Raw genomic sequence first — 15,832 nt, 5'->3', positions numbered from 1 at the left:
GTTAGACTATTCGCGAAGAACGAGTGGTGATTAAATATGTCCGAAACCGTCACAAATGCAGAGGTCGAAGACGTGCTGTCTTCGATCCGCCGTCTGGTCTCCGAAGATCGCAAACCAGCGCAGAAGCCGTCGGAAGCGCCTGCGATTGAAGAGAAACTTGTGCTGACGCCGTCCTTGCGCGTGTCCAATGACGCGCCTGTGGCCGCCCCTCGGAAAGAGGCGAAGCCAGAGGCGGTTCAGCCCCGGTCGGCGTCCTATCAGGATGCGATGCAGGACATGGATACCGACCTTGAGACGGACGAGGGGGCGGATTTGTCCGCCTCGGATCGCAATCAAGTTGCCGAAGATTTTAAGTTTATTTCCGGCCGCGAACCGCGTTTTCGCGCCCAGTTCGCTACGCCCGCAGGGGATGGCAAGCCGCAGGATACGACCGAGCCGCCGCGCAAGTTGGCCTTTAGCGCGCCACGTGCTGCGGCATACTCCACCGATATGCTCAACCTTGGCTCATCCGAGCTCGTCGATGATGTGCCACCGACGCCGGACCGGTTGAGCGCGAAAATCGCGGCCCTCGAAACAGCGATCAGCCGCATTCCCGAAAACTGGGAACCTGACGAGCCCGGCAAAAGCGATTACTCCGGCAGCGAAGACCCCGCGATGGCCTGGGAAGATGACGTTGAGTTCGACGCCACCGGCGCGCCTGTGTCCGATGCCGCCCCAAACGATGCGGAAGAGGCCCTGCTGGACGAGGATATGGGATGGCACGATGCAGTCGAGGCCCATGCACCCCAAGAGCGTGCCGAACCCCAAGACCGCGTAGTGGACGGCCCCTTTGCCACCCGCGTGACCGCAGCAGATGCGACTGTGACCGATACCACCGACGCCGCTGCCGAAACGGCGCAGGATGATGATGCAACGCTCGGTTTCGGGCCGGATGAATATCTGGACGAAGAGATGCTGCGTGATCTGGTGTCTGAAATTGTCCGCACAGAGCTGCAGGGGGCCTTGGGTGAACGGATCACCCGCAACGTCCGCAAACTGGTGCGCCGTGAAATTCACCGCGCCCTGACGTCGCAAGATCTGGAATAAAGAACCTTTAGCGCGAACGCGCATCTTAGTGGATAAAGGGGCAGGGCGTCACGCAAGCCCCTTGCCAGATGTGTTGCAGCTCAGGCCAAGACGCCGCCGCCGCAACGTCCGCTTCGAGCCCGTAGTATCCGTTACCTAAACACTGAGCTATTGGTCAGCATGATCCGAAATCTTCAGAGACTCATCGAGCGCCAGATACAGAAGGCGAAGCTGCAAGGTCAGCTTGAAGGTCTTGAAGGCGAAGGCAAAACCACTGCCTGATCGCTCAGCGGATGCTTTTGTGGATGCGGGAGAAGCTGCGGGGTTCCGGATTGTGGCTCAAGCCGGTGTCGTGCCAGAAGAAATCGAACTCAAGAAGAAGATGGCTGCGCATCAGGGCCACCTCGCCACGCTTGCGAACGGGCCTGAACGGAAGGAAGCGATGGCTGAACTCGCTCGCCTTGAACTGCAATACAATATCGCTCGTGAAGCTCGCCAGAAGTTCATGCGCAGATAAATTCTACTCCCTATCTTTTTTGGAAAGCAGCGGGAGCATTTTTCCTGATCGCGCTGCCTCAGCGAACGCCAGCTTCGTCGCTACAACCTAGATTCAAGACCCCAGCACTCTCGCAGAAATCCACCACTGTCGGGACTTTACCGTTTCGGCGCAACGCATCAGGTAAGGGGCTCGGGCGTCACACCTTGCCCGTTTGCGCATCAGGCGGGCGCAACGCTTTCCGGCATAGCACAATTGCATTTAGTCAAAAAAAACGCGGCCCGTGAGCCGCATCTTTTTGTTCAAACTTTTGGCAGTCTTCAGGCAGCTTCAGCCTGTTGTGCAGCGTGGCGACGCTCGGACTCTTCGCGGGACAGGGCGACAGAGGTACGGACACCTTTGCCAACAAAGTCCATCAGACCTTCGACAACACGCTCGTTGGGGTCGATGCCCGCGCAGCTCAATACTTCGCGGCCATCGCGGGAGCGGGCCCAACGGGCAATCTGTTCAGGACCGTTGCCGTATTTTTTGTCATCGGCAATCGCATCGTCCAATGCAGCCAGTACCACAGCTGCGAAAAGTTTGCGGGCACGGTTACCTTGTTCATTGTTAAAGGCAGTGCCATCAACGAAATCTTTCATCTCGTCGTCCTTTCTATTATTCTTGCTCTTGTCATTTAGGCGTGGGGTTCCTTATGACCGAAAGAGCTCGATTCGGATACACCTTTATTGCATAACACTCATGCATTTACTGCATAGCTTTCGCGGTTGCAGCATCGGGTGCGCTGTCTTGCGGGGGTCGACGTTGATATATATAGGTCGGTCCAATCTCTCTTCAACTTCATTGCTATGGTGCTGATACATGCCAAAGATTAACGGGAACGAAATTCGGCCAGGAAATGTGCTCGAGCATAACGGTGGTCTCTGGGCAGCGGTCAAGGTCGATCATGTCAAACCGGGCAAGGGCGGCGCCTTTGCTCAGGTCGAAATGCGCAACCTGCGCAACGGGTCGAAACTGAACGAACGCTTCCGCAGCGCCGACAAGGTTGAAAAGGTCCGGCTAGAGCAAAAAGACCAACAATTCCTGTATGAAGACGCAGGTATGCTGGTTCTGATGGACACCGAAACATACGAGCAAGTGCAGCTTTCAGCCGAGCTTCTGGGCGAACGTCGCCCCTTCTTGCAGGACGGTATGATGGTCGTGGTCGAGTATCACGAGGAAGAGGCGCTGAACGCGTCCTTGCCACAAAAAGTAACCTGTAAAATTGTCGAAACTGAACCGGTCGTCAAAGGCCAGACAGCGGCGAATTCCTTCAAGCCAGCGGTGCTTGATAACGGCGTCAAAGTGATGGTGCCGCCCTTCGTCGGACAGGATGAAGAGATCATCGTGAACACCGAAACGATGGAATATTCCGAACGCGCGTAAGCTGTGGTGTGACGCTACGTCATAGCTTCGCTGCGATGCAGAGCCCCGGTGAACGCCGGGGCTCTTTTGCGTTGCGGGGCAGGCGGGGTATTGGGTTTGGAAGCCTCGGATCTCCCCAATCGCGGGTATTTGTTGCTGATATGCAACTTTTCCGGCGGGCTGCGCACGCCGTCATCTTGGCGTGCCTAATATTTACGCAGGGCCGTTGCGGGGCCTTAGCCGTCCGTCACCATGGTCACCGTGGCGTCCCCCGCCTGCATCGCCGCCTTGGCGCGGTCATACCGCAGATAGGCCAGCGCATGGGTGCCGGTGCGGGTAAAGATCGTACCGGCAGGTTTGCCATCGGCGGTGATGTCCGTGCCGGGTTCTACCGGCGCGCTGATCTCGACCTGGGCCAAGCCTTTGCGCAGCTCGGTCTTGTGTTTCATGCGGGCCGTTACCTCTTGTCCGACATAGCAGCCCTTGCGAAAATCCACGCCGTTCAGCCGCTCGAACCCCATTTCGAGGATGAAGCTGTCCGAGGTAAGCTCTGCCCCAGTTTCGGGGATCATATAGGTCACCCGCAGCGCGTCCCAATCGGTGGTGTCATCGGTTTGCGGTGTGTCGCGATAGGCGCGCCAGCCCATGCGGGCATCGCGGGGGTCGCTATAGGCATCGTCCGGTGAGTTCTCTAGCCCGCGGTGCAGATGCAATTCGGTCGCGTCTATGGTGACATCAGCCCGCAGCTTGTACATGGTCAGGCGTTGCACCAGCGCGTCGGCATCCGCTTCGGCCACGTCCAGCAAAACGCTGTCCCCGTCGGCGGACAGGAAGAAATCGGTGATGAATTTGCCTTGGGGCGTCAGGATCGCGGCATAGATCGGGGCCTGATCCAGCTTGCGGATATCGTTGGTCACAAGGCCCTGCAGAAACTCGCGGGTGTCGGGGCCTGACAGTCTCAGGATGCGGCGGCTGGTCATATCGCTTGTCCTTTCAATGGTTAACATGACATATAGCAGCGCAGTTCGAAGCTGAAAGGGGCAACCATGCGCGCGCCTATATCTGTTGTCATTCCGACCTTGAATGCCGAAGCGCCCTTGACCGGCTGCCTGACCGCCCTGATGGAGGGGCTGGAGGCGGGGCTGATCCGCGAGCTGATCATCAGCGACGGGGGGTCAACCGACATGACCCTGACATTGGCAGACGCATGGGGCGCAGAGATCGTCACCGGTCCGGCATCGCGGGGCGGACAGTTGCGGCGCGGCTGTGCGAAAGCGCAATCCGACTGGCTGCTGGTGTTACACGCCGATACGCGGCTGGCACCGGGGTGGACGAGGCCCGTCACCGCGCATCTGCAGGGGCAGAAAGCGGGCTGGTGCCAGCTTCAATTCGATCAGGGCGGCATGGCCGGCAAAGCGGTGGCCGCTTGGGCGAACCTGCGTAGCCGTTTGGGGCTTCCCTATGGCGATCAGGGACTGCTGCTGCCACGCGCGCTTTATCAATCGGTTGGTGGGTATCCTGATCAGCCGCTGATGGAGGATGTAGCGCTGGCGCGTGCCCTGCGCGGCCATCTGCTGGGGATGGACGTCACCGCGGTGACGTCGGCCGACAAATACGCGCGGCAGGGCTGGTTGCGTCGCGGGGCGCGTAACCTATGGACTTTGATCCGCTATTTCGCGGGGGTGGCCCCGGCCAAGCTGGCCGAGGGCTATGCCAAGTGACCCGCGTGCCGGGGGGTGGCCTAGTTGCCGAACAGCCGGAGCCCGATACGTTGCAGCAGGTTCGGCTCGACAGGTTTGAGGCCGCGTTCCATGCGCCGCATCGCCGCTAGATTGCGCCCGTCGCTGACGGTTTTTCCATCCTCGAACTGAAGCCGATAGAGATCGGCATAGATGCCGCCACGGGCCAGAAGGTCTTCGTGTTTGCCTTCGTCCATGACGCGACCACGGTCCATCACAACGATCTTATCCGCGCCGCGGATTGTAGACAGACGGTGGGCGATGACCAAGGTGGTGCGCCCCTGTGAAAGACGGTCCAGCGCTTGCTGCACGACTTTCTCTGACTGCGCGTCCAGCGCGCTGGTGGCTTCGTCCAACAGCAGGATCGGTGTGTTGCGCAGCAGGGCGCGGGCGATCACGACACGTTGGCGCTGCCCCCCCGACAGGGCAGAGCCGCGCGGACCGACGCGGGTTTCAAGCCCGTGTTCGAGCTTGGGCAAAAAGTCCGACACATGCGCCGCATCCAGCGCCTGCTGCAGCTCTTCGTCAGATACGTTCTCGCGGCCCAATACGATATTCTCGCGCAGGGTTTCGTCAAACAAAAGCGCCTCTTGCGTCACGACAGAGAACAAGCCGCGCAGCGCGGGGATGTCCATCTCTGTCAGGGGGACGCCCGCGATGCTGACGTTGCCCTCTTGCGGGTCGATCAGACGGGTCAACAGGTTGAATATCGTCGATTTCCCCGCGCCAGATGCACCGACAAGCGCCGTCGTCTCGCCTGCCGCAGCGTGCAGCGTGAGATTGTCCAGCACCTTGGCATCCCCGTAAGACAGGCTAACCCCTTCAAGCGCGATATGCGGTGGGGTGGTGGGCACAGGCGTGGGGTTGGCGGGCGAGGTGAGGTGTACCGGCTCGTCCATCAGCTCTTTCAGACGTTCCAGCGCGGCAGCGGCCGTCTGCCACAACCCGCTGATCGCGCCCAGACGACGCAGCGGGTTAAAAGTGAACCCCATCGCGGTAAAGAAGGTCATGAACTGACCGATGGTTTTCTCGCCCTCGATGATTTCGTTGCCGCCATAAAGGATCACGGCCATGAACCCGAGGCCCGAGATGATGTCGATCATCCCCGGAATGGCCGAGTTCCCGAAGGAGGCACGTACCTCGGTACGGATATAGGTTCTGGTCAGGTCGCGGTATTGCTTGGCCTGATACTTCTCGAGCGCGTTGAGCTTGATTTGCACGATGCCGTGGAAAACCTCGTCCAGCCGTGTCGACAGGGTCGCGCCCAGATCCCGTGCCTCGCGCGACCGCGCGCGCACAAAGCGCTGCGCCAATGCTGCGGGCATCACCATCAGCGGCAAGCCGATGCAGGCCAGCAGCGCCCAGACCGGATCGATAGAGATCGCGACGCCGAGCAACACAATCAGCCCGATCAAGTCGCGACCGGCACCGGTGATCACCGCCTGCCAGACCGACCCGATGGCATTCACATCCGATTGCACGCGCTGGATCAGAAATCCCGGCGGATTCTGTTGGTGAAAGGCCCCGTCCTGCACCATCATCCTGTCCAGCAGATCGATCCGCATATCAGCCGCCGACTTCTGCTTGATGCGTGTCAGCAGCACCTTTTGCACCACACCCGACACGGCGCGCAGGACGAAAATGCCCACCAGCACCAAACCAACCCACAGCAATGCGCCTTTCTCACCAGCGACGAACACCTGATCGAACATCGGCTGCATCAGCTTTGCCAAGCCGCCCATGGTCGAGGCCTCGATCGACATGAAGATGACCGCGACAAGCAGCACCCACATATGCTTTTTCAGATAGTCGCGCCAAAGCCAGGTCAGCAGTTCGCGCGAGGTATAGGTCACATCACTCATATAAAGGCCGGTTCCTTTGGGCATATACAGCTACGGGTTTACGCAGCCCTTGGGGGCAGGGCAAGCTGCCTGCGCGCTTTGTGTGATTGACGCGGCGCTGGCTGCGGATAAGTTGCAAGAGATTTTTCCTGCTGAAGGGCCCCCGTGTCATGCCGAAACTTCCCAACCTGTCACAAGGGCGCGGCTACCTCGCGATCCCCGGTCCGTCGGTCATGCCCGAGGCTGTGTTGAACGCGATGCACCGTCCGGCCCCCAATATCTATGCCGGTGAGATCGTCGATATGATGCCGCCGTTGATGGAGGATCTGCGCCGTATCGCGGGCACGCAGCATCATGTGGCGATGTATATTGGCAACGGCCACGCCGCCTGGGAGGCATCGCTTAGCAATATCGTAGCCCCCGGTGACAAGGTGCTGGTGCCCGCGACAGGGCGGTTCGGTCACGGCTGGGGCGATGCCGCCACGGGGATCGGGGCAGACGTCGAGGTGATGGATTTCGGCCTGCAATCCACAATGGACATCGACCGGATCGCCGATCGTCTTGAGGCGGACACCAACCACGAGATCAAAGCCGTGCTGGCCGTGCACGTGGATACCTCGACCTCGGTGGTCAACGACATCGCCGGTCTGCGCGCGGCACTGGATGCGGCAGATCACCCCGCGCTGCTGATGGTGGACTGTATCGCGTCCTTCGCCTGTGACCGCTTCGAGATGGACAATTGGGGGGCTGATGTCATGGTCACGGCCTGCCAGAAGGGGCTGATGGTCCCGCCCGGGGTGAGCTTCGTCTTTTTCAACGACCGTGCGGCTGCGGTGCGCGATGCGATGCCACGGGTCAGCCGTTTCTGGGATTGGACCCCGCGCGCCAATCCCGAGGAGTTCTACCAGTACCACTGCGGCACAGCCCCGACGCACCATATCTACGGCCTGCGCGCGGCGCTGGATATGATCCACGACGAGGGGCTGGAAGCCGTCTGGCAGCGTCACGAGACTTTGGCCCGCGCCGTGTGGGCGGCCTGCGACGCATGGGGTGCAGAGGGCGATCTTTCCTTGAACATCGCCGATCCCGCTTTGCGCAGCCACGCGGTGACAGCACTGCGGCTCAAGGCCCCCCAAGCGACGGAGCTGCGCGACTGGGTCGAAGGCAACATCGGCCTGACCCTCGGCATCGGTCTGGGCATGGCCCCCAAGGGCAGCCCCGAAAGCCACGGTTTCTTCCGTCTGGGCCACATGGGGCACGTGAATGGTCAGATGATCATGGGGATGCTCGGCGGAATAGAGGCCGGGATGTCCGCACTCGGGATCAAACGCGGCTCCGGCGCGCTAGAGGCGGCGGCGAAGGTGATCGGCGGGGCCTAGCCCCGTCGCGCGGCTATGCGATCGATCATGGCATTGACGGCCCAGCCCGAAAGCGCCACCGCCAGCAAGCCCCACAGCGCCCAGATCACAACGAAAACCCACAGTATATTGACGCCGAACATCACGACGCAGGCGCTGGTATAGTTAGGGGCCGATTGGCCGCGGTCTGAAGAGCGCATGATGCCACCTCGCAACTGGTTCATGGCCCAGCATAGGCGGGATATGCGCTACGTCAGCCTTTTTTCGCATCCTCAAGGGCACCCGGCAACGCCGCGGCAAAGGCATCAAGGTTTTCCGGCGTGCCGCAGCTGACCCGAATACAGCGGTTCTGCGGCGCCGCGAAGGGCATGCGCACAAAGACGCCGCGCGCCACCAAACCGTCCAGCACCGCCTTGGCAAAGCTGCCGTCCGCCCCGCAATCAATCGCCACGAAATTCGCGGCAGAGGGAAGGGCAACCAACCCGTTATCCGCAGCGATCTGCGCAATCCGGTCCCGCGCTTCAGCGATTCGAGCCTGCACCTGGGCCAGCCAGTCGCTGTCCTGCAAGGCCGCAAGCGCCCCGGCCTGGGCCGCGCGGTTCATCCCGAAATGGTTGCGCACCTTCCCAAAGGCTGTGATCAGATCCGGTGCGCCGATGGCATAGCCAACCCGCGCCCCCGCCAGACCATGGGCCTTGGAAAAGGTCCGCATCCGGATCAGACGCGGGTCATCGGCGGCAAGATCGGGGGCGGTGCCTTCGGGGGCGCAATCGATATAGGCCTCGTCCAGCACCAGCAGACAGCCCTTCGGCAATGCCTCTAGCGCGCTGGAAATGACGGGGCCTTCATGCCAGCTGCCCATGGGGTTGTCGGGGTTCGCCAGATAGACCAGCTTGGCATCTACCTCGGCAGCTTTGGCAAATAGGGCCGCAGGATCCTCGTGATCACCGACATAGGGCACCTTATGCAGCACACCGCCAAAGCCTGCCACGTGATAATTGAATGTCGGATAGGCCCCGTCCGAGGTCACGACCGCGTCACCCTCCGTCACCATGAGCCGCACCAGATAGCCCAGCAACCCGTCAATCCCTTCGCCCACGATGATGTTGGCGGGCGAGATACCATGATGCGCCGCAAGTGCTGCGCGCAGGTCGTGGCTTTCCGGATCGCCGTACATCCACTGCTGGGCCTGCGCCATTGCTTCTATCGCGCGGGGAGAGGGGCCAAAGACGTTCTCGTTCGCCCCCAGCCGCGCATCAAAGACGCGCCCCATGGCGCGCTCCTGCGTTTCGGGGCCGACAAAGGGCACGGTAGAGGGCAGGGCGTCGGCAAGCGGGGTGAGGCGATACTGTGTCATGGGGATCAGCTACTGCATCTGCCATGCTTCGGGCAAGTGACATCAGCATGCCCGCGCGCGGTTTTGGGTGCCGTAGCGTTTCGCTTTGCAACACGCAGGCTTCATGCCCAAACTCACGAATATTCAAGGAGGACCCAATGAGCCGCGTTTCCGTTACCTATGACAATCACATCGCCCATGTGCGCCTGACCCGCGCCGATAAAATGAATGCCGTTGATCAGGATATGATCGACGCCGTCATCGCCGCCGGGAACGAGGTCGCTACATCGAACGCGCGTGTCGTCGTGATCTCGGGCGAGGGCCGGGCGTTCTGCGCAGGCATCGACATCGGCAATATGGGGGCGCTGGCGGGCGGCGACCCGACGGAACGGATGATGACGCGCACCCATGGCGACGGCACCACCAACCAGTGGCAAGAGGTCGCGATGGTCTGGACCCGCGTCGGCGTGCCAGTGATCGCGGCGCTGCATGGCAAGACCTACGGCGCGGGCCTGCAACTCGCGCTCGGGGCCGATATCCGCATCGCGGCCCCTGATACCGAAATGGCGGTGATGGAGATGAAATGGGGCATCGTCCCGGACATGGGCGGCATGGTCCTGCTGCCCAAACTGGTGCGCGGCGACGTGCTGCGCCTGATGACCTATACCGCGCAACCCATCGGGGCAGAGCAAGCCGAACGCTGGGGGCTAATCACCCAGATCGCCGAAGACCCGCTGGCTGCGGCGATGGCGCTTGCAACCACCATCGCGGGCAAAAGTCCAAGCGCCATCAAGGCCGCCAAACGTCTGACCGCCTTGGCAGAGACGGGAACCGAAACAGAGGTTTTGCGCGCGGAATCCCGCGAACAGGCCGCACTGCTGGGACGCCCGCACCAGATGGAAGTCATTGCCGCCGAATTCGGCAAACGCCCCGCGGTTTTCAAAGACTAGCGCCGCAAAAAAGTCAGCCCCGCCTGATCGCTCAGACGGGGCCTTCCAAATGGACGATCTTTGCTTCCCAGCGAGGACCGCAGGCGTATCTTGCACTGGTATTCGTTTCCAAATGGTAAAAAAATCCTCGCCGAAGGCATCTTTTGGAGCGTCAAAAGAGATTTTTGCCTTCGGCGAGGATTTAAAGCCATTTGGAAGCGGTGCTGATTACCCCAGCTCGGCCAAACGGTTCAGAGCGGCCTGAAGCTGGTCTGCTTCTTCCTGCCGCGCGTCAAGGTTGCTTTGGGCTTCCGCGACAACCTCGGCCGGGGCGGAGGCGGCGAATTTGGGATTGTTCAGACGTCCTTTCAGTCCGCCGATTTCTTTACCCAGTTTGTCGAGTGACTTTTGCAGACGGGCTTTTTCCGCATCGATGTCGATCAGCCCCGCAAGCGGGAGGCCAAAGCTCGCGCCCGGTGCGGCGATGGAGACGGTGCCTTTGGGGAAGCTCTCTGTCTTCTCAAGGGTTTCGACCCGCGCCAGACGTTTGATCATCGCCTCGTTGCGGTCCCATGCGGTTTGGCCGGCAGCGTCCATATCGGTATAGAGCATAGGCACTTTGAGCCCCGCAGGCACATGCATCTGCGCGCGCGCCGAACGGATGGATTCGATTAGGCCGATCACCCAGTTGAGTTCGCGGTCGGCATCGGCATCCAGCATCTCGGCGGTGCCGTAGGTCGGCCAGTCGCCATGCACCAGCATCTTGGGACGGGTCGCCGTGGTCTGCCACAGTTCCTCGGTGATGTAGGGCATGATCGGGTGGAGTAGCACAAGGCATTGATCCAGCACCCATTTCAGCGTCTGGCGAGTCTCGGCGGCCTCTGGCGCATCGTCTTGCAGCAGGGGTTTGGAGAGTTCAACGTACCAGTCGCAGACCTTGCCCCAGACAAAGGCATAAAGCGCATTGGCCGCGTCGTTGAAACGGTAGTTGTCCAGTGCGGCGTCGACCTCTTCGCGGACGCGGGCGGTTTCGCCGATGATCCATTTGTTCAGCGTGTGATCGACCTGGGTGTGGCTGGTGTAGGTCACTGCCGCGACGCTGTCCTCGAACACGCCGTTCATCTCGGCGAAACGGTGGGCGTTCCACAGTTTGGTGCCGAAGTTACGGTAGCCTGCGATGCGGGCGGTCGACAGTTTCAGGTCGCGCCCCATGGCGGCCATTGCCGTCAGGGTAAAGCGCACCGCATCCGCGCCGTATTCATCGATCAGGTCCAGCGGGTCCAGCACGTTTCCAAGCGATTTGGACATCTTCTTGCCCTTCTCGTCGCGCACCAGCGCGTGGACATAGACTGTATCAAAAGGCTTTTGATCGACCACAGCGTATTGCATCATCATCATCCGGGCGACCCAGAAAAAGATGATGTCAAAGCCGGTGATCAGCACTGAAGTGGGGAAGTATTTCGCCAGCTCATCCGTCTGTTCTGGCCAGCCGAGCGTGCCGATGGGCCAAAGGCCCGAGGAGAACCAGGTGTCGAGCACATCAGGGTCGCGGGTGAGCGTCTTGCCGGGGGCCATCGCCTGTGCTTCGGCTTCGGTTGCCGCGCAGTATTCCTTGCCCTCGTCGTCGAACCACACGGGGATCTGGTGCCCCCACCACAATTGGCGCGAGATGCACCAGGGTTCGATGTTTTCCAGCCAGTTGAAGTATACCTTGCGGTCCTGTTCGGGCAGGATCTGTACTTCGCCGTTGCGCACCGCGTCGATGGCGGGTTGCACGATCTTCGAGGTCTCGACGAACCACTGATCGGTCAGCATCGGTTCGATCACCACTTTGGATCGGTCGCCGAAGGGCTGCATGATCTTCTTGGGCTCGACCAACGGGACCAGCGTCTCGTCCCGCTCTTCGCCGCCTTCTTCGGGGGCGAGAGGGGCTTTGACGGGTTTGCCAAGGCGCGGATCGGTCGGCGGCACCATGACGGCCAAGCCTTCGGCGGTGATGTCGGCGATGACCTTGGTGCGCGCCTCGAACCGGTCGAGGCCGCGGTATGCGTCGGGGACGAGGTTGATCTCCGTCGCGTCCGCGGGCGCGTCTTCACGGCCTTCGGCGATGGCGGCCGCGCGGGCGGCGGCGGCGTCATAGGGCAGGCCGTCGGCGCGCATCGCACCGCGGGTGTCCATCAGCGCGTAGAGCGGGATGTTGTTGCGTTTGGCGACGCCGTAGTCGTTGAAGTCATGCGCGCCGGTGATCTTGACCGCGCCCGAGCCGAAATTCTTGTCGGGGTATTCGTCTGTAATGATCGGGATGCGGCGGCGCTGCGCTTTGGGGCCGACGGGGATTTCGCACAGCTTGCCAACGATCGGCGCGTAGCGTTCGTCAGAGGTGTGCACCGCGACCGCGCCATCGCCCAGCATGGTTTCAGGGCGGGTCGTCGCGATAGAGATATAGTCGCGTTCCTCGGAAAGCGTCACGTTACCGTCTTCGTCTTTTTCGACGTAAGTGTAGGTCGCGCCATCTGCCAGCGGGTATTTGAAGTGCCACATGTGGCCGTCGACTTCGGTGGATTCGACCTCGAGGTCGGAAATCGCGGTCTCGAAATGCGGGTCCCAGTTTACCAGACGCTTGCCGCGATAGATCAGGCCCTTGTTGTACATATCCACGAAGACCTTGATCACGGCGTCGTGGAAGTTGCCTTCCTCGCCCGCCGGCGCGCCGGGGGCACCGGACATGGTAAAGGCGTTGCGTGACCAATCAAGCGATGTGCCCAGACGTTTAAGCTGGCCGATAATCGTGCCGCCGGACTTCTGCTTTTGCTCCCAGACTTTGGCGGTGAAATCCTCGCGGGTGAAATCGGTGCGGCGTTTGCCGTCTTTGGCAAGCTCGCGTTCCACCACCATCTGCGTCGCGATACCGGCGTGGTCCTGACCGGGCTGCCACAGCGTGTCAAAGCCGCGCATCCGGTGCCAGCGCACCAGAATATCCTGCAATGTATTGTTGAACGCATGGCCCATGTGCAGCGATCCTGTCACGTTGGGCGGCGGGATCATGACCGAAAAGGTTTCCTTGCGCGAGGCATTGGCACCGGCCTTGAAGGCACCGGACTCTTCCCATGCGGCATAGAGGCGGGCTTCGGCCTGGGCGGCGTCAAAATTCTTGTCGAGGGCCATGATCAGCGTCCTTCTATTCACGTAGCGCTTTGAGCTTTGGGATGATCTAGCCGAGCGGGGCGTAAAGGGGAAGGCTGGGGGGCCGAAAACTTGGCGTAGCAGCGCCAGCTTTCGCCCCGCATCGTATGGACATCGCCGGTTTGGCGCTTAAGGTCGGGCGCAACACCAAGATGATGATCAAAGGATGCCGCCAGATGGAAAAATTCGGGAAAAGCCAACCGGTCAAACGGGTCGAGGATGTGCGGTTTCTGACCGGCGAGGGGCGCTATGTGGATGACATCGCGCCAACCGACGCGCTGCATGCCTATTTCTTCCGCTCGCCCGTCGCACATGGGGTGATCACGACGCTGGATGTCACAGATGCGGCCGAGGCAGAGGGCGTGCATGCGGTGCTCACGATCGAGGATCTGGAAGCGTCGGGGATGGATATCTCTATGGCGGCGACCGTGTTGCAGAACCGCGATGGCACGGAAGGGGCCAAGCCCTTGCGTCCGATGCTTGCCAAGGGGCGCGTGCGCTTCGTGGGGGAGCCCGTCGCGGTGGTGATTGCCGAGACGTTGAACCAGGCGCGCGACGCGGCGGAGCTGATCGCATTCGACGTTGACGATCTGCCCACCCACATGACGTTGGAGCGGGGCGGAGAGACGCTGCACCCCGAAGCGCCGGATAACATGGCGTTCGACTGGGGCATGGGTGACGAGGCGGCGACGCAAAAGGCATTTGATGCCGCAGCGAAAACCGTCAGCCTGAACGTGGGCGACAACCGTATCATCGTCAACGCGATGGAGCCGCGCGGCTGCTATGCGGAATGGAACGACGGCAAGGTGCATCTTGCGAACAACGGGCAGGGCGTCTGGGTGCACAAGGGCAACCTCAAGCGCGTTTTCGGGCTGGATGCTGACCACGTGCAGGTCACAAACCCCGACACAGGCGGCGGTTTCGGCATGAAGGCAGCGGCCTATCCCGAATATTTCTCGGTCGCGCAGGCGGCGCGGGCCTTGGGGCGTCCGGTGCGCTGGATGTCGGACCGGACCGAAGCCATGCTCAGCGACAATGGCGGGCGCGATCTGACTTCGCTTGCGGAATTCGCCTTTGACGAAAACAACAAGATCACGGCCTACCGCGTCCGCACCAAATGCAATCTCGGGGCCTATAACAGCCAGTTCGGCCAGCCCATTCAGGCGCTGCTGTTCAGCAAGGTCTTGATGGGCGTCTATGATGTGCAGACCACGTGGCTGCAGGTCGAAGGCTATTACACCAACACGGTGCAGACCGATGCCTATCGTGGTGCCGGCCGACCCGAGGCGATCTATGTGCTGGAGCGCTTGATGGACCGCGCCGCGCGCGAGTTGGGCATCGACCCGTGGGAGCTGCGCCGGATCAACTTTATCAAGCCCGAACAGTTTCCCTATACCTCTGCCACGGGCGAGCTTTACGATGTGGGCGAATTCAACCGCTTGCTGACCCGCGTCGCCGTCGAGGCGGATCATGATGGCTTTGCAGCGCGCAAGGCGGCGGATGCGGCCAAGGGGCTGCTGCGCGGGCAGGGGCTTTGCTATTACATCGAAAGCATCCTTGGCGATCCGGCAGAGGGGGCCAAGGTCGAGTTCAACGAAGACGGCACCGTGTTCATCTATGTTGGCACTCAATCGAACGGGCAGGGGCATGAAACCGTCTATGCGCAATTCCTATCGGATCAGACCGGGATCCCGGCTGAATTGATCCACGTCATTCAAGGCGATAGCGATCTGATCAAACAGGGTGGCGGGACTGGCGGCTCGCGCTCTGTCACCACGCAAAGCACGGCAACGCTGGCGACGGTGGCCAAGATGACCGAAGCTTTCACCGCCTTTCTGTCTGACGAAATGGGCGTGCCCGCGGCGCAGATCAGCTTTGACGACGAACGCTTCCGCGCGGACGGGTCGAACATGACCCCCACCGTGCTGGAGGTCGCCGAAATGGCCCGCCAGAAAGGCCGCGACGATCTGCTGGTGCACCACGAACGGGCGACTTTGCCGGGGCGCAGCTATCCCAACGGGGCGCATGTGTCAGAAGTGGTGATCGACCCAGAAACAGGCGTTGTGACCGTTGACCGCTATACGGTGGTGGATGATTTCGGCAATCTGATCAACCCGATGCTGGCCGAAGGTCAGGTGCATGGCGGGGTGGTGCAGGGCATCGGCCAGGCTATTCAGGAGCATGTGGTCTATGACGAAGACGGCCAGCTGCTGACGGCCTCTTTCATGGATTACGCGATCCCGCGCGCGGCGGATGTGCCGTTCGTGTCCTTCAACTCCGAACCCGTGCCATCTACGGCGAACCTGATGGGGATGAAGGGCTGTGGCGAGGCGGGGACCGTGGGCGCATTGGCGGCCGTGTCGAACGCGGTACAGGATGCCCTGTGGGAGCGTGGCGTGCGTCAGGCCGACATGCCGTTCACACCGCATAAAGTCTGGGCCTTGCTGAACGACAGCGCCATCGCGGCAGAGTGAGCTTGGC

The 15,832-nt window shown here is 61.2% G+C and carries 13 protein-coding genes; 7 read left to right on the top strand and 6 right to left on the bottom strand.

Features of this window, described 5'->3' with window-relative positions; all coding sequences use genetic code 11:
- Positions 1-36: 36 nt before the first annotated feature.
- Together C1J04_RS12655 and C1J04_RS12650 are read left to right on the top strand one after the other, a co-directional pair.
- On the top strand, positions 37-1,086 hold the full coding sequence (locus C1J04_RS12655; protein WP_009825094.1) for a hypothetical protein: 1,050 nt from the start codon (positions 37-39) through the stop codon (positions 1,084-1,086).
- Between the two features lie 223 nt (positions 1,087-1,309).
- A complete protein-coding gene (locus tag C1J04_RS12650; protein ID WP_368072307.1) occupies positions 1,310-1,582 on the top strand; it encodes a DnaJ family domain-containing protein in 273 nt (90 codons plus the stop codon).
- Positions 1,583-1,881: 299 nt separating this feature from the next.
- Here the strand turns inward: C1J04_RS12650 and C1J04_RS12645 are convergent, their stop codons facing one another.
- Positions 1,882-2,202 carry a DUF6280 family protein gene (locus tag C1J04_RS12645; protein ID WP_005849321.1) on the bottom strand — a complete coding sequence of 107 codons (321 nt, stop codon included), beginning with the start codon at positions 2,200-2,202 and terminating at the stop codon, positions 1,882-1,884.
- Positions 2,203-2,422: 220 nt separating this feature from the next.
- Between C1J04_RS12645 and efp the strand changes: the two genes are divergently transcribed.
- Positions 2,423-2,986 carry an elongation factor P gene (efp, locus tag C1J04_RS12640; RefSeq protein ID WP_009825091.1) on the top strand — a complete coding sequence of 188 codons (564 nt, stop codon included), beginning with the start codon at positions 2,423-2,425 and terminating at the stop codon, positions 2,984-2,986.
- A 215-nt stretch (positions 2,987-3,201) separates the two neighbouring features.
- On the opposite strand, the gene ygfZ is transcribed toward efp, so the two are convergent.
- On the bottom strand, positions 3,202-3,945 hold the full coding sequence (ygfZ, locus tag C1J04_RS12635) for a CAF17-like 4Fe-4S cluster assembly/insertion protein YgfZ (protein WP_037953836.1): 744 nt from the start codon (positions 3,943-3,945) through the stop codon (positions 3,202-3,204).
- A 66-nt stretch (positions 3,946-4,011) separates the two neighbouring features.
- Between ygfZ and C1J04_RS12630 the strand changes: the two genes are divergently transcribed.
- Positions 4,012-4,686: a TIGR04283 family arsenosugar biosynthesis glycosyltransferase gene (locus tag C1J04_RS12630; RefSeq protein ID WP_009825089.1), complete on the top strand. Its 675-nt coding sequence runs from the start codon at positions 4,012-4,014 to the stop codon at positions 4,684-4,686.
- 20 nt (positions 4,687-4,706) lie between these two features.
- Here the strand turns inward: C1J04_RS12630 and C1J04_RS12625 are convergent, their stop codons facing one another.
- Entirely contained in the window at positions 4,707-6,566 is a 1,860-nt protein-coding gene (locus tag C1J04_RS12625) for an ABC transporter ATP-binding protein (protein WP_037953834.1), read from the bottom strand.
- A 149-nt stretch (positions 6,567-6,715) separates the two neighbouring features.
- Here C1J04_RS12625 and C1J04_RS12620 point away from each other — a divergent pair, with 149 nt between their 5' ends.
- The gene (locus C1J04_RS12620) at positions 6,716-7,924 is read left to right on the top strand and encodes a pyridoxal-phosphate-dependent aminotransferase family protein (protein WP_009825087.1); all 1,209 of its coding nucleotides are present in this window, start codon (positions 6,716-6,718) and stop codon (positions 7,922-7,924) included.
- On the opposite strand, the gene C1J04_RS12615 is transcribed toward C1J04_RS12620, so the two are convergent.
- Together C1J04_RS12615 and C1J04_RS12610 are read right to left on the bottom strand one after the other, a co-directional pair.
- Positions 7,921-8,103 carry a hypothetical protein gene (locus C1J04_RS12615; protein ID WP_037954492.1) on the bottom strand — a complete coding sequence of 61 codons (183 nt, stop codon included), beginning with the start codon at positions 8,101-8,103 and terminating at the stop codon, positions 7,921-7,923. The two genes, C1J04_RS12620 and C1J04_RS12615, sit on opposite strands and share 4 nt — an antisense overlap.
- 53 nt (positions 8,104-8,156) lie before the next feature.
- Positions 8,157-9,260, bottom strand: a complete 1,104-nt coding sequence (locus tag C1J04_RS12610) for a pyridoxal phosphate-dependent aminotransferase (RefSeq protein WP_009825085.1) — start codon at positions 9,258-9,260, stop codon at positions 8,157-8,159.
- Between the two features lie 137 nt (positions 9,261-9,397).
- Here C1J04_RS12610 and C1J04_RS12605 point away from each other — a divergent pair, with 137 nt between their 5' ends.
- Complete coding sequence (locus C1J04_RS12605; protein WP_009825084.1) at positions 9,398-10,189, top strand: crotonase/enoyl-CoA hydratase family protein; 792 nt, start codon at positions 9,398-9,400, stop codon at positions 10,187-10,189.
- Between the two features lie 207 nt (positions 10,190-10,396).
- Here C1J04_RS12605 and C1J04_RS12600 read toward each other — a convergent pair whose 3' ends face one another.
- A complete protein-coding gene (locus C1J04_RS12600; protein WP_114865377.1) occupies positions 10,397-13,333 on the bottom strand; it encodes a valine--tRNA ligase in 2,937 nt (978 codons plus the stop codon).
- 194 nt (positions 13,334-13,527) lie between these two features.
- On the opposite strand from C1J04_RS12600, the gene C1J04_RS12595 reads away from it, so the two are divergent.
- Entirely contained in the window at positions 13,528-15,825 is a 2,298-nt protein-coding gene (locus tag C1J04_RS12595; RefSeq protein ID WP_037954491.1) for a xanthine dehydrogenase family protein molybdopterin-binding subunit, read from the top strand.
- The last annotated feature ends 7 nt before the right edge of the window (positions 15,826-15,832 follow it).

It is taken from the genome of Sulfitobacter sp. SK025 (genome assembly GCF_003352105.1).
Lineage (GTDB): Bacteria > Pseudomonadota > Alphaproteobacteria > Rhodobacterales > Rhodobacteraceae > Sulfitobacter > Sulfitobacter pontiacus.
Note: the sequence above shows the minus strand (reverse complement) of the source record. Positions and strands in the feature narration are given on the sequence as shown.